This window comes from Streptomyces sp. NPDC052064, from assembly GCF_055585925.1.
This window is the reverse complement of sequence record NZ_JBVJJE010000006.1, coordinates 324,643-337,922: the sequence shown is the minus strand read 5'-3', so window position 1 is coordinate 337,922 and position 13,280 is coordinate 324,643. Positions and strand designations below refer to the sequence as shown.

At 71.4% G+C, this 13,280-nt stretch carries 14 protein-coding genes; 9 read left to right on the top strand and 5 right to left on the bottom strand.

The features are described from left to right. Positions 1 to 2 precede the first annotated feature (2 nt). Positions 3 to 1,130 carry a serine hydrolase domain-containing protein gene (locus tag ACZ6TU_RS18665; protein WP_467670686.1) on the bottom strand — a complete coding sequence of 376 codons (1,128 nt, stop codon included), beginning with the start codon at positions 1,128 to 1,130 and terminating at the stop codon, positions 3 to 5. 93 nt (positions 1,131 to 1,223) lie between these two features. Further along, positions 1,224 to 1,646 (bottom strand): DUF4097 family beta strand repeat-containing protein, encoded by a 423-nt coding sequence (locus ACZ6TU_RS18660; RefSeq protein ID WP_467670688.1) that lies wholly within the window; start codon positions 1,644 to 1,646, stop codon positions 1,224 to 1,226. Between the two features lie 223 nt (positions 1,647 to 1,869). Between ACZ6TU_RS18660 and ACZ6TU_RS18655 the strand changes: the two genes are divergently transcribed. Further along, complete coding sequence (locus ACZ6TU_RS18655) at positions 1,870 to 2,613, top strand: helix-turn-helix domain-containing protein (protein WP_467671480.1); 744 nt, start codon at positions 1,870 to 1,872, stop codon at positions 2,611 to 2,613. A 26-nt stretch (positions 2,614 to 2,639) separates the two neighbouring features. On the opposite strand, the gene ACZ6TU_RS18650 is transcribed toward ACZ6TU_RS18655, so the two are convergent. Further along, positions 2,640 to 3,254, bottom strand: a complete 615-nt coding sequence (locus tag ACZ6TU_RS18650) for a TetR/AcrR family transcriptional regulator (RefSeq protein WP_467670690.1) — start codon at positions 3,252 to 3,254, stop codon at positions 2,640 to 2,642. Positions 3,255 to 3,340: 86 nt separating this feature from the next. Beyond that, positions 3,341 to 4,519, bottom strand: a complete 1,179-nt coding sequence (locus ACZ6TU_RS18645; protein ID WP_469549616.1) for a glutamate dehydrogenase — start codon at positions 4,517 to 4,519, stop codon at positions 3,341 to 3,343. Positions 4,520 to 4,644: 125 nt separating this feature from the next. Here ACZ6TU_RS18645 and ACZ6TU_RS18640 point away from each other — a divergent pair, with 125 nt between their 5' ends. Then, positions 4,645 to 5,835, top strand: a complete 1,191-nt coding sequence (locus ACZ6TU_RS18640) for an MBL fold metallo-hydrolase (RefSeq protein WP_467670694.1) — start codon at positions 4,645 to 4,647, stop codon at positions 5,833 to 5,835. A gap of 45 nt (positions 5,836 to 5,880) precedes the next feature. Here the strand turns inward: ACZ6TU_RS18640 and ACZ6TU_RS18635 are convergent, their stop codons facing one another. Next, complete coding sequence (locus ACZ6TU_RS18635) at positions 5,881 to 6,405, bottom strand: ABC transporter substrate-binding protein (protein WP_467671482.1); 525 nt, start codon at positions 6,403 to 6,405, stop codon at positions 5,881 to 5,883. A gap of 297 nt (positions 6,406 to 6,702) precedes the next feature. Here ACZ6TU_RS18635 and ACZ6TU_RS18630 point away from each other — a divergent pair, with 297 nt between their 5' ends. From ACZ6TU_RS18630 to tdh, 7 genes are all read left to right on the top strand, one after another. Further along, on the top strand, positions 6,703 to 7,038 hold the full coding sequence (locus ACZ6TU_RS18630) for a hypothetical protein (protein ID WP_467670696.1): 336 nt from the start codon (positions 6,703 to 6,705) through the stop codon (positions 7,036 to 7,038). Between the two features lie 656 nt (positions 7,039 to 7,694). Then, positions 7,695 to 9,923, top strand: a complete 2,229-nt coding sequence (locus tag ACZ6TU_RS18625) for a sensor histidine kinase (RefSeq protein WP_469549610.1) — start codon at positions 7,695 to 7,697, stop codon at positions 9,921 to 9,923. Positions 9,924 to 9,991: 68 nt separating this feature from the next. Next, a complete protein-coding gene (locus tag ACZ6TU_RS18620) occupies positions 9,992 to 10,426 on the top strand; it encodes a roadblock/LC7 domain-containing protein (protein ID WP_467670700.1) in 435 nt (144 codons plus the stop codon). Between the two features lie 2 nt (positions 10,427 to 10,428). Then, positions 10,429 to 10,800, top strand: coding sequence for a DUF742 domain-containing protein (locus tag ACZ6TU_RS18615; RefSeq protein ID WP_010044672.1), 372 nt, complete (start codon positions 10,429 to 10,431; stop codon positions 10,798 to 10,800). Beyond that, positions 10,778 to 11,407, top strand: coding sequence for a GTP-binding protein (locus ACZ6TU_RS18610; RefSeq protein ID WP_467670702.1), 630 nt, complete (start codon positions 10,778 to 10,780; stop codon positions 11,405 to 11,407). Before ACZ6TU_RS18615 ends, ACZ6TU_RS18610 begins: the two co-directional genes overlap by 23 nt. Positions 11,408 to 11,468: 61 nt before the next feature. After that, positions 11,469 to 12,041: a GAF domain-containing protein gene (locus ACZ6TU_RS18605; RefSeq protein ID WP_467670704.1), complete on the top strand. Its 573-nt coding sequence runs from the start codon at positions 11,469 to 11,471 to the stop codon at positions 12,039 to 12,041. A gap of 185 nt (positions 12,042 to 12,226) precedes the next feature. Beyond that, a complete protein-coding gene (gene tdh / locus ACZ6TU_RS18600; RefSeq protein WP_467670706.1) occupies positions 12,227 to 13,255 on the top strand; it encodes an L-threonine 3-dehydrogenase in 1,029 nt (342 codons plus the stop codon). Positions 13,256 to 13,280 lie beyond the last annotated feature (25 nt).

Here is a 13,280-nt window from a genome sequence, read left to right as displayed (position 1 = left end):
GTTCATTGAGCCGGCTCGGTCTTGTCAGCGACCTCGGCCTGCCCGCCGCGGAACACCTCCTTGACGAGCCTCTGCTGCGCCTTCTGGAACGCCTCGGCCGTGGCGGCGAAGTCGAGCTCGGCGTCCCCGGTGGTCAGGGAGGCGGTCAGGGTCGTACCGCCGTCGGGTGTGCTGTACATCAGAGCCCCCCAACCGAAAAAGCCGCCGTTGTGGTTGAAGATGGTGCCGCCGCCGTCCGTCTCCTCCACGAACAACCCCAGGCCGTAGCCGGCCTTGGGATGCGGCGTGCGCATCTCGGCAAGCAGTGAGTCCGGCAGGAGCTTGCCGCTCATCAGCGCGGAGAAGAACAGGTGGAGATCCTCGGTGGTCGAGATCATGTCACCGGCGGCGGAGATCCAGGAGACGTTGAAGCGGGTGACATCGACCACCTTCCACTGGCCGGCGTGCTCGTACCGGTAGTAGCCGTGAGCGTGCGGCTCGGGGATCTCCGGCGAGGCGCCCGGCGCCACGGTGCCCGACATTCCCAGTGGCTGCAAAATCAGCCGATGCAGCTCCTCGGCCAACGAACGGCCGGTGACCTCCTCGATCAGCAACTTGGCCAGTACGTAGTTGGTGTTGGAGTAGCTCCAGTCCGTCCCCGGCTCGAAGCGCGCCGGCTTGGACAACGCCAGCCGTACCAGCTCCTCCGGTTGGTAGGTGTGGAACTGGTTGTCCACGTACTCCTGCCCCTGCCAGGGGATCCCCGGCGCGACCGTCCCGTCGTCGTAGTACTCGCCGGTGTAGTTGAACAGCCCGCTGGTGTGCTGCAGCAGCATCCGTACCGTGATCCGCCGGTCCAGCCCGAACCGGGGCAGGTAGTCATCCGCTGGGCTGTCCAGCCCGATCTTGCCCTCGGCCACGAGTCGCAGCACCACGGTCGCGGTGAAGGCCTTGGTGGTGCTGCCGATCCGGAACCGCCCGTTGGTCGGCGGTTTGGCGCTCTCGCCCAGCTTGCGCACCCCGGCGCTGCCGACCCACTCGCCCCGCTCGTCGTGCACGCGCAACTGCACGCCGCTGAAACCGGAATCGATGATCTCCTGAAGGGCCTTCTGCAACTCCGGGCGGTCCTGCCCGGCAACGGTGAGGGACATGGCTGTGTGCTCCTTACGGGTTGGGTGGTTGATGCGGTGACGGGGCTGCCCAGGCAGCGACGACGTTGTGCCGACCGCCAAGGGCCGTGCTTCTCAGAGGCTGCGGGCGGTGATGTCGCCGTAGGCGGTGGGCGCGTGGAGGTTCAGGTCGGCGGCTCCGTCGGTGTTCCGAAGCGTGTTGTGGGTCCGGCCGTACGTGGTGCCGGCGTCCAGGGGGGCGGAGACTCCGCGGGCCGCGCCGAGCGAGATCTCGCCGTGCTCGGTGCGCAGCGTGACCGTGCCCCGCACGGCCTCGGCGATGCGGAGGTCGCCCTTTCTGGTGCTGATCTGCGCGGGGCCGCCCAGTCGGCCGATGCCCCGGAACTCGGCGCCGGCCGTATTCGCCGCGATGCGGGAGCCGGCGGGCAGCTGGACGGTCACCTCGACGGATCGGGAAGCGCCGACGCCGTCGCCGTATTCGACCTTGGTCTGTTCCGCCGCTCTCACATCGCGACCGTGGTGGCGATGATTCCGCATCGTGTTCTCCTTCGACCCGTTGTTTCCAGCGATGGAAAAGCTACGTTGCATTCGTGGATTCGGCAACACATTCGTTGCGTAGAAACACTATAGAGGCAGGTCAACGCCATGTATTCGTTGCAATGGATTTACATTCAACGCAACGGTCGCCGCTCCTGTGCGTTGCAATGGATAGAGGGTGAACGCTATGCTGAGCGCACCAAGGAGCACTAAGGAGACCGCGATGCCGGGAGGCAGGCTCACCCAGCAGGAACGCCAGCAGATCGCGCAGGGGCTGGCCGATGGCCTCGCCTACGCGGAGATCGGCAGACGTCTCGATCGTCCGACCTCGACGGTCACGCGTGAGGTGATGCGCAACGGCGGCCCCACCGCCTACCGCGCCGACCTGGCCCACCGCGCCACCGAACGCCGCACCCACCGGCGCAGGCAGGCCGCGCCAAGGGGGGCCGAGGCGCCCGCGCCGGCCCATGGACGCGACGCCGAGGCCGTGCGCGAGTACGAGGAGATGTTCACCACCCTCCTCATGCAACAGGGCCTGCCCAAGATGATGTCCCGGGTGCTGACCTGCCTCTACACCACCGACGCGGGCAGCCTCACCGCGTCCGAACTCGTCCGCCACCTCCAGGTCAGCCCGGCGTCCGTCTCCAAAGCGGTCACGTTTCTCGAAAGCCAGGGCCTCATCCGCCGGGAACGCGAAGAAGGCCGCCGCGAGCGCTACGCCGTCGACGACGACGTCTTTTACCAAGGGATGATGGCCAGCGCCCGGTCCAGTGCTCAGCTCGCCGAGACCGCGCGGCAGGGCGTCGGCGTCCTCGGCCCCGACACCCCGGCCGCCACCCGCCTCGAGAACATCGCCCGCTTCGTCGACTTCGTAGCCGAGAGCCTTGTCCGCGCCGCGGAGCAGGCTCGCGAGGTCCTCCACACCAAACCCGAAACGACCTCAGGCGGCACCGTCGATCGCGGATAGGCGGCCGTCTTGGGTTGCCGGACCGGTCAGGGCAGGGTCAAGGCCACGGTCTCCAGGCCCAGTTCGCGAGCAAGTGCTTCCTCGGCCCACTCCTGCGCCCGTGCCCGCGGCACCGCGCCCGCGTAGGACATCAGCTGGACGGCGAGGCCGTCGAGAAGGGCGGTGAGGCGGAGGGCCGTGCCGTGCGGGTCGGGGCAGTGGAACTCGCCGGCCGCCACGCCCTCCGTGATGACCTCGGCGAGGGCCGCCTTCCACTGCCTGTCGAGGTCCTGGGTGACCTCCCGCAGCGCGGGCTCACGCAGCGCCGCCGCCCAGCCCTCGATCCACAGCCGCCAGCCCTTGGCCTGGCCTGTCGGGGCGTACCACCGTACGGCCGACCGCAGCCGGCGCAGTGCCGACGTACGGCGGCCGAGCAGTCTGCGCAGATGGGCGAGGTCGGCCTCGGCCGCGTGCCGGAACGCGGCGGCGACCAGCTTCTCCTTCGTCGAGAAGTGATAGAGCACCAGCGCGTTGCTCACACCGAGCGCCGAGGCCACGTCGGCGATCCTGACCGCCGCCACGCCCCGGGCCTCGATCTGCTCGACGGCGGCCCGCAGCAGTTCCCCGCGCCGTTCCGCCACGCTCAACCGGACTCTCGTCACGCCGTCACCCTACACACGCGCGTGCACCCTCTTGACGTGCGTGTCCGGCCGGTCCGGTGTGGGGCCCGTGGCTGCCTCGCCGTCCGTCAGCGGTACCAGCCGAACCGTTCCGCTATGACCGGCAGCCGGTCCGCCACGAGCGCGTGGGCCGCGTCCCGTGGTGTCGTGCCGTCGGCCAGTGCGCGGGCCAGCATCCGCTCGACCAGGGACCGCATCGAGCGGCGTGTGTGCGCGAACGCCTCCTCCGCGTCGGCGCCGATGTCCCCGAACAGCGTCCACCACCACCAGGCGTTCGTCCCGGAGTTGACCACGACGTCCGGCAGCACGGTCACCCCGCGCGCGGCCAGCAGTAGCTCCGCCTCCGGTCGCACGGGCATGTTGGCCGCCTCGACGACCCAGCGGGCGGTGATCCGCTCCTGGTTCCCGGCGTCGATCGCGTACGAGACGGCCGCGGGCACCAGGACGTCCGTGTCGGCCGACAGCCAGGCGTCGCCCGGCAGTTCGCGGTCGCCCGGACGCAGCGCGGAGCGGTCCACGGTGCCGTGGGAATCCCGCGCGGCGAGCAGCTCCTCGACGTCGAGCCCCGCCGGATTGGCGATCGTGCCCTTGATGTCGGCGACCGCCACGACCGTGAGTCCAGCGCGTGTGAGGAAGCGTGCGGTGGCCCCGCCCATGGTGCCCAGCCCCTGGAGGGCGACCCGCGTCCCCGCGCGGGACACCCCGGCACGGTCCAGCGCCGTGAGGGCCGCCTCGGCGACACCGCAGCCGCCGACCAGCTCGTCGAGCCCGATGCCGTCCACCTCGACCGCGAACGCGTCCCCGAGCCGGCGCCGGGACTCGGCCTCGTCGTCCAGCAGCGGGTACACGGCCTGGATGGAGGAGACCAGTCCCGCCTCGGCCGCGGCCCGGTCCACCAGGTCCTGGGTGAGCCCGAGGTCCTCGCCGGTCGTCCAGAAGCTCTCGATGTACGGCCGCATGGCACGCAGGTACCGCACCAGCAGCGGGTAGGCCTCCGGATCGCGCGGATCGCAGTCGATGCCGCCCTTGGCGCCGCCGAGCGGGACGTAGCGGCTGTCGGGGTCGTAGTGGAGGGCCTCTTTCATGCTCATGCCGCGGGCCAGGCCGGTGACCTCGTCCAGGGTGCAGCCCGGGCGCATCCGCAGACCGCCACTGGCGACACCGCGCACCAGCCGGTCGACGACCAGGAAACCCTGGCGGCCGGTGATGTGGTCGGTCCAGGTGAGGGACAGCAGAGGGCTGGCCATGCGGGCTCCTTCGCCGGGATTACTGAATACCTGTTCAGTATCACGGTCGCGGGGCCCCTGCGGCCCAGTGTTGTCGGAGGGGCCGACCATAATGGAAAGCCTGACTGACTCCACCTGGAGGTACCGTGGCCGGTTTCCGTTCCCTGAGCTCCGGGCTCCGCGCGCTCCCGCCCGGGGCGTTCGGTGCGGACCCGAGCGGAGAGCGCATGGCGCGCATCCGCAGATCGCCCCACTTCGAGAACGGGGTCTTCCGGAACCCCGGCGGCCCCGCGCGGACCCGCCCCTCGGGCTCGGCCCTGGACTTCGCGAAGGTCTTCTTCGACAAGGAGACCCGGCCCCGCCGCTCCCCGAAGGGCACGGTTCCGGTGCACGCCACCACCCTCGCCGACATAGCCCGGCCGCCGGCCACCGGGTTGCGGCTGACCTGGATGGGGCACTCCAGCGTGCTCGCCGAGATCGACGGCCGGCGCGTCCTGTTCGACCCGGTGTGGGGCGAGCGCTGCTCCCCGTTCCCCTTCGCCGGTCCCAAGCGGCTGCACCCGGTGCCCCTGCCGCTGGCCGCGCTCGGCCCGGTCGACGTCGTGGTCATCTCGCACGACCACTACGACCACCTGGACATGCCCACCATCAAGGCCCTGGCCGGCACGGACACGCTGTTCGCCGTGCCGCTCGGCGTCGGGGCGCACCTGGAGCACTGGGGTGTGTCCGCCGACCGGCTGCGCGAACTGGACTGGCACGAGGCCACGAAGATCGGCGGCCTCACCCTGACCGCCACTCCGGCCCGGCACTTCTGCGGGCGGGGGCTGCGCAACACCCAGCACACCCTGTGGGCCTCCTGGGTCGTCGCCGGCGAGGAGCACCGGATCTACCACAGCGGCGACACCGGCTACTTCGACGGCTTCAAGGAGATCGGCGCCGAGCACGGGCCGTTCGACGCGACGATGATCCAGCTCGGTGCGTACTCCGACTTCTGGCCGGACATCCACATGACGCCCCCGGAGGGGCTCCAGGCCCAGCTCGACCTCCAGGGAGGCAAGCCGCACGGGGTGCTGCTGCCGATCCACTGGGGCACGTTCAACCTCGCCACCCATGCCTGGGCCGAGCCGGGGGAGTGGACGAAGGACGTGGCCGAGGAGGCGGGACAGGACGTGGCGTTCCCCCGGCCTGGCGAGCCCTTCGAGCCGGCTGGGAAGCTCCCCGGGGAGCCTTGGTGGCGGGCGGTGTCCGCGCCCCTCGCTCATCCGTGGCGCCGTACCACGAGGGTGGCCACCGCGCCGACCGCTCCAGGGGATCTCGACCTCGCGGGCGAGAAGTGATCCGGTGGTGCCGCGGCGTGTGAGGGGCGCGGACGCCCGCCATCGTCACGGAGGTCCTTCTTCGACCAGCGGAAGCCCCGCCGACCGCAACGCCCTGTCGAGCGCACCCACGTCGTAGATTCCCGTCAGGTCATCCGATTCGAGCAGGCGCAGCCGCGCGGCGTGCCGGGCCTGGGCGCGCGGGGTCCTCGGCAGCGGGTCGTCGGTGAACGTGATCCCCTGCCAGGCGGCGTCGAGCACGGCAGCCGGAAGCGCCTTGCCCGTCAAGCGCTTGAGGTGGGCGCCGGCCGCGGTCCTGGCTTCCTGGGTATGGGTGTCGATCCAGGCGTTGGCAGCGACGGATGCCCGTACGACCGCGTCGACCATGTCCGGGTGTTTCGCCAGGAACGTGGGTGAGACGATGACGTTCGTCGTGACGAACCGGCGACCGGGCCAGAGGTCCGCCTCGTCCAGCAGCACGCGTGCCCCCTCCGCGACCAGGATCGCGGCGGTCGGCTCGGGAACCCAGGCGCCGTCCAGTGAGCCGGAGCGGTAGGCGTCCACCGTCACCCGGTTGTCACTGCGGATCAGGGAGACGTCGCCCCGGCCGGGTCCTAGAGGTCAGGTGTGGAGACGGGCGGAGGGAGGGAGGCGGCCGTGCTGCCCCGGCCACCTCAGCGTACTCACCCGCCAGGCGCGCGCTCAAGAGGAACTCCTCGTCAGCGCACGGAACTTGGTCGACGTACGTGGCCTCGGACAGCAGTACGTCGGCGTCCCGTCCCAGGGCGGTCACCTCGGGACTGGGCCCGGTGTCTCCGGTGCAGGCCAGGGACGTGCCGCCCGCGGTCAGCCGGACGCCCGCGTTCGGGACGAGGCGGCAGCAGGCGTGTGTCGACACGGAAGGGGCCGATCTCGAAGCTGTCGTCGCCCTGGAACTCGCGCAGTTCGAAGGAGTCCCTCAGCATCCCGGGCCGGTCCAGGGAGAGCACCGCGTCGGGTCCGCGGCTGCCGTTCCTGACCGAGGCGAGGGCGCTCACCAGCGTGCGCGGCCGCGATCTGTACGTCAGTCCGACGGCTCTGCTGGGGCCCGTGCCCGAACTTCCGCGCACCGTGGTGGCGGCGGGCTGGTCGGGCTCCGGCTTCAAGTCGGCTCCGGCGGTGGCCGAGGCGGTGGCCGAGCTGGCGGCCCGCGCCGGTTGTCCGGCGCACCCGGCTTCCCTGTGAGCCCGACTTCCGGGCGCGGGCAGCCATGGCCCAGGCCGACACGGTCAGTGACGATCAGGGAGGGGTGGCGAAGAGTGCCGAAGACGCTGAAACGCCGTCGGCGGGCCGACCGCGGGCGGACAGTCGACGAGTGACGGGCAGACGGCGAGGGCCGGGGAGCGCGGAGCCCCCGGACCTCGCCGTTTGCTCATGACCGCTTCTGACCAGGTCGGATCGAACCCTTTCTCTTCGCGGGAGCTTTGCGCGAGGGGTTTATCGATCTGTCGTACGAGGTCTCATACCAGAGCGGGACGCTCACCGTATGAGTTTGTCAACTGCCCACCGCACATGATGCGCTGACGACTACTGTCAGTGTCCGTCGGGAAACAGACGGATCAGGGAGCGGGGACCGGCACGTGCAGGCGCAAGGCGGACGAGGGAGTCGACGCGAGGGGGATTCCCGCTGCCCGCGCACGACGGATGCCGGTACACGCGCCGCCGTGGTGACCTCCTCCGGCCCCGGGCAGCACACGGACTCCGGACGCGGCGGTGCCGGGCGGGAGCAGGGCGAGCCCGGGCGGACGGCTCGGGGCGCGCGGAAGCGACCCCGTGAGCCCGGTCGTATCACCGCAAGCCCCCCTGGCACCCAGGCCCGACGGACCAGTACGAGGACACCGATGTCTCACCTCCGCGCCCCGACCGCACGCGCAGACCGCCGTGAGGGCGGGCGGCACGGGCGGCCGGCCGCCCGCACCGCACCCGCGCTGCCCGAGACCCACATACGGCCCCAGCTGCTGCGTCTCGCCGTGCTGCCGCCCGTCGCCGTCGCCCTCAGCGGCTGTGCCGCCGTCCTCTTCACCGTCCGGTCCACCGGAGCGCGGCCGGAACCGACGCTGTGGGCCGTGCTCGCCGGGGCGGTCTCGGTGACCCTCGTCGGCATCGTCGTCGCCGCAGTGGCCGCCAACCGGGCCGCCCGGTCCGTGCACGACCGCATCGGCGTCCTGCGCCGCACCACCGCACGGCGCGAGGCCGACCTGCGCGCCCTGGTCGAGACGCTGCGCCGCGGCGACGGACCGCCGCAGCTCAGCTCGCAGAGCAGTCAGCGCGGTGGCCCCGCCGAGGGCGCCGACGACTTCGAACTCCTCGCCGCCGACCTGACCCGTGTGCACGACGGCGCCGTCACCGCCGTCGTCCAGGCCTCACAGCTCTCCAGCCAGGCGGGCAGCGAACAGAAGCTCGAGGTGTTCGTCAATCTCGCCCGGCGCTTGCAGTCGCTGGTGCACCGCGAGATCTCCATCCTCGACGAGCTGGAGAACGAGATGGAGGACCCCGACCTGCTCAAGGGGCTCTTCCACGTCGACCACCTCGCCACCCGCATCCGCCGCCACGCCGAGAACCTCGCCGTGCTCGGCGGGGCCGTCTCCCGCCGCCAGTGGAGCAACCCGGTCTCCATGACCGAGGTGCTGCGCTCGGCCATCGCCGAGGTCGAGCAGTACTCCCGGGTCAAGCTGGTGCCGCCGATCGACGGCACCCTGGGCGGACACGCCGTGGCCGACGTCATCCACCTGCTGGCCGAACTCGTGGAGAACGCCACGGTGTTCTCCGCCCCGCACACCCAGGTGCTGCTGCGCGCCAACCTCGTCACCGCCGGGCTGGCCGTCGAGGTCGAGGACCGTGGACTGGGCATGCCCCTGGAGGAGCAGACGCGGATGAACGCGCTGCTCGCCGACCCGGACCAGGTGAACGTCGCCCGGCTCCTCGCGGACGGCCGCATCGGGTTGTTCGTCGTCTCGCAGCTGGCCAGGAGGCACGGCATCACCGTCCGCCTCCAGACCAACATCTACGGCGGAGTGCAGGCGGTGCTCGTCGTGCCCCAGGCGCTGCTGGGGGCGGAGGCGGGCGCGCCCGGGAGCACTGGACAGCCGGAGGGCGAGGCGGGCGGTGCGGATCGTCCGGCCGTACCGCTGCGGCAGAGCCGGCAGCACGGAGAGCACGGACAGCTCGGGCAGTCCGCGGCCGGGGCAGGAGACGGAGCGGCGTCCCGGGACGAGGGGGCTGTGTCCGGTGGGGCCGGGCTCGGAAGCTCGCCCGAAGCCGGATCCGCGGCTGCGTCGGTGTCCTCGGTGGGGTACGGATTCTCGTCCGGGTCAGACGCCCCGTCCGATGCGCTGCCGTCGGTCCTGCCCGCCGCATCCCGGGCGCACCGGCAGGAGGCCGAACCGGCCTCGGGCGGACGCCCGCAGAGCGGCCGGCCCGCGCCCCTGCCCGTGCGCGGAACCCATCGGGAGCGGCCCAACCCGGCCGAGGCGAGGCCCGGTATCAGCCCCGACGACCGGCGCATCCTCGCCGAGAACGTGATCGCGCCGCCCACCCCGCGCAACGGCACCGTGCGCGGCACGATGGGCAAGCCCCAACTGCCCCGCCGCCGCGCCCAGGAACACATCGCGCCCCAGCTGCGCGACGGTCCCACGCCGCGTCAGGACCCCGACCACCTCGTCGGCCATGATCCCGGCCTGATGGCAGCCTTCCAGCGCGGCATCAGCCTCGCCGAGGCCCAACAGCACATGGAGGCCGGGAACACGGAGTGGGGCGACATGGAGCCGTCGACGCACGGGGAGCCTCCGACGCGCAACGAGCCGGCACACATGGAGCCAACGCACACGGAGCCGACGCATATGGAGTCGGCACACGTGGGGTCGACACACGTGAAGCCGCCACACGGGGACCCCGCGCACAGGGAGCCCGCGCACAGGGACCCGATCGCCATGGAGCCGGTGCACACCGAGTCCCTCCCCACCGTGGACGCGGCCCGCACAACCGAGGCGCGCGGCGCCCGGGACGGTGTGACCGCGTCCCGCCCCGACCACATCACCACCCGGCACGACGGGAGCGCACCCGCCGGATGACCACCCCCGTTTCCACCCCCACCCCCAGCGCTCCCTCAGACCTTCGTACCCCAAGGAGTCGATCCACCATGGCGAGCGATGCGCCGACCGCCCATGTATCCGATCTCGACTGGCTGATGAGCGGCCTCGTGCAGCGCGTACCGCACACGACCGCCGCGGTGCTCCTGTCCTGCGACGGACTCGTGAAGTCCGTGCACGGGCTCGACCCGGACAGCGCCGACCACATGGCCGCCCTGGCCTCCGGCCTGTACTCCCTCGGCCGCAGCGCCGGCGTCCGCTTCGGCGACGGCGGCGACGTCCGGCAGGTCGTGGTCGAACTCGACTCGACCCTGCTGTTCGTCACCACCGCCGGCTCCGGCACCTGCCTGGCCGTGCTCGCCGGCCGAGAGGCCGACGCGGCCGTCCTCGGCTACGAGATGGCGATGCTGGTCAAGAGCGTCCGCCCGTACCTGGTCACCGCCCCCCGCCAGCAGTCCGTCGAATCCCCGGCGATGAGGCGTTGAGCGTGGCGGCGGCCGGTGACGGGCCCTGGCTCGACGACGCGGCCGGGCGGCTGGTGCGCCCGTTCACGGTCAGCAACGGCCGCACCCGTCCCACCGTCGCGCTCGACCTGATGTCGCAGGTGATGGCCACCGGGGCGACCCCCCTCGGCTACCTCGGCCCCGAGCACGCGCAGGCACTGGAGCGGTGCAGTGTGCCCGTCGCCGTCGCGGAGGTCGCCGCCCATCTGAAGCTGCCGGTGGCCGTCACCAAGGTGCTGCTGGCGGACCTCGTGGACTGCGGGGCGCTGACCACCAAGCCCCCCGCGTTCCACCACAACCCGACGGACCGGGCCCTTCTGGAGGCAGTGCTCGATGGACTACGACGACAGCTCTGACTACGCCGGCGCTTCCGGCCACGGCGGCGACCCGTTCCCCACCGCCCTCAAGATCCTTGTGGCGGGCGGGTTCGGCGTGGGCAAGACGACCTTCGTCGGCGCGGTCAGCGAGATCGCGCCGCTCAGCACGGAGGAGCTGCTCACCACCGTCGGTGCCGCGACCGACAACCTCGACGGCATCGAGAACAAGGTCGAGACGACCGTGGCCATGGACTTCGGCCGCATCACGCTCGACGCGAAACACGTGCTGTACCTGTTCGGCACCCCCGGCCAGGAGCGGTTCTGGTTCATGTGGGACGAGTTGTGCGAGGGCGCGCTCGGGGCGGTCATCCTCGCCGACACCCGCCGCCTCCAGGAGTGTTTCGCGGCCGTCGACTTCTTCGAACAGCGCGGCCTCGGCTTCATCGTCGCCGTCAACGAGTTCGACGGCGCCTTCCGTTACGACCCGGAGGAGGTGCGCGCGGCCCTCGACCTGTCGGAGGAGATCCCCGTCGTGTGCTGCGACGCCCGGATCTCCAGTTCCGGGGTCCAGACCCTGCTGACCCTCGTGCGTCACCTCATCGCCCATGCGCCCGCCCCCACGACGGGGTATGGCGCCCACATGTGATCCCCCAACACCCGCCAGGGAGCCCGTATATGACGCATGCCCACAGTCCGGGAGGACGCCCATGAGCTACGACCCGCCGCGCCCGGCCGGTCGTCTGCTGCTCACACCCGAGGACAAGGAGGCCCCCGCTCGTGCCGGCCGACTGCGCCTGCTGGGCCTGGGGGAGCGCCCCGAACCCGCACTCGACGCCTTCGCGCACCGCCTCGCCGAGCTCACCGGGGCGCCGTACGCCATGGTCAACTTCCCGGACGAGCGGGGCCAGTTCTACGCGGGCCTGTACGTTCCAGCCGTCACGCCGGTGGTGCGGAGCGACGGGTCCAGCCCCCGGGTCGGCCGTACTCTGCCCCGCGACCATGGCTTCTGCCCCCATGTGGTGGCGCGACGCAAGGCCCTGGTCCTGGAGGACGTCCACGACTATCCGCGGTTCGCGGGCAATCCGGTGGTCGACGAGTTCGGTATCCGTTCCTATCTGGGAGCACCGCTCATCGACTGCACGGGCCTGGTGCTGGGCACGGTCAGCGTCGCCGACGTCGGGCCCCGGCCGTGGGGGAAGCCGGGCCTGACGGCCATCAAGGAACACGCCGCCCAGCTCGTCGTACAGCTGGAGGGCTGGGACGGCCGGCTGCCCTACTGACACGCCCCGGGTTTCCGCAGCGCACCAGGCGGGCGTGAAGGAAAGCTGAGGCGGCGCTTAAGAAAACCTCGATGGACCGGTGCGGCCGGCGTGCGGCAGATTGCTGTGCGATCCCACTCCTCTCCCGGCCAGGGGCTCCTTCGGCATGCCCGGAGCCGGGACTCACCCCCCCAGGAGCCGTAGCGGTGAAGGCGCTGGTCAAACAGAAGGCGGAGCCCGGGCTGTGGCTCGCGGACGTCCCGGAGCCCGCCCTCGGGCCCGGCGACGTACTGATCAAGGTGCTGCGCACCGGAATCTGCGGCACCGACCTGCACATCAGGGCCTGGGACGGCTGGGCGCGGCAGGCGATCCGCACCCCGCTCGTGCTCGGGCACGAGTTCGTCGGCGAGGTCGTCGAGACCGGACGGGACGTCAACGACATCGGCATCGGCGACCGGGTGAGCGGCGAGGGCCACCTCGTGTGCGGCAAATGCCGCAACTGCCTGGCCGGCCGCCGTCACCTGTGCCGGGCCACCATCGGGCTGGGGGTGGGCCGGGACGGGGCGTTCGCCGAGTACGTGGCCTTGCCCGCCGCCAACGTCTGGGTGCACCGCGTGCCCGTCGACCTCGACGTGGCCGCGATCTTCGACCCGTTCGGCAACTCCGTGCACACGGCGCTGTCGTTCCCGCTCGTCGGTGAGGACGTGCTGATCACCGGGGCGGGACCGATCGGCCTGATGGCCGCCGCCGTGGCCCGGCACGCCGGAGCCCGCAACGTCATGATCACCGACGTCAGCGAGGAGCGGCTGGCACTGGCCCGCAAGATCGGTGTCAGCCTCGCGCTCAATGTCGCCGACGCCACCATCGCAGACGGGCAGCGCACGCTCGGCCTGCGCGAGGGCTTCGACATCGGCCTGGAGATGTCCGGCCGTCCCGAGGCGATGCGGGACATGATCGCCAACATGACACACGGCGGCCGGATCGCGATGCTCGGCCTGCCCGCGCAGGAGTTCCCCGTCGACTGGGCCCGGATCGTCACCTCGATGATCACCGTCAAGGGCATCTACGGCCGCGAGATGTTCGAGACCTGGTACGCGATGTCCGTGCTGCTGGAAGGCGGCCTCGACCTCGCGCCCGTGATCACCGGCCGGTACGGCTTCCGCGACCACGAGGCGGCGTTCGCCGACGCGGCGAGCGGCCGCGGCGGCAAGGTCATCCTCGACTGGACCGCGTAACTCCCCCTCACCGCAAGCACTTCAG

Coding starts and splice junctions, on each gene's coding strand:
- ACZ6TU_RS18665 (WP_467670686.1), bottom strand. CDS start 1,130: ATGTCCCTCACCGTTGCCGGGCAGGACCGCCCGGAGTTGCAGAAGGCC.
- ACZ6TU_RS18660 (WP_467670688.1), bottom strand. CDS start 1,646: ATGCGGAATCATCGCCACCACGGTCGCGATGTGAGAGCGGCGGAACAG.
- ACZ6TU_RS18655 (WP_467671480.1), top strand. CDS start 1,870: ATGCCGGGAGGCAGGCTCACCCAGCAGGAACGCCAGCAGATCGCGCAG.
- ACZ6TU_RS18645 (WP_469549616.1), bottom strand. CDS start 4,519: ATGGCCAGCCCTCTGCTGTCCCTCACCTGGACCGACCACATCACCGGC.
- ACZ6TU_RS18625 (WP_469549610.1), top strand. CDS start 7,695: ATGTCTCACCTCCGCGCCCCGACCGCACGCGCAGACCGCCGTGAGGGC.
- ACZ6TU_RS18620 (WP_467670700.1), top strand. CDS start 9,992: ATGGCGAGCGATGCGCCGACCGCCCATGTATCCGATCTCGACTGGCTG.
- ACZ6TU_RS18610 (WP_467670702.1), top strand. CDS start 10,778: ATGGACTACGACGACAGCTCTGACTACGCCGGCGCTTCCGGCCACGGC.
- ACZ6TU_RS18605 (WP_467670704.1), top strand. CDS start 11,469: ATGAGCTACGACCCGCCGCGCCCGGCCGGTCGTCTGCTGCTCACACCC.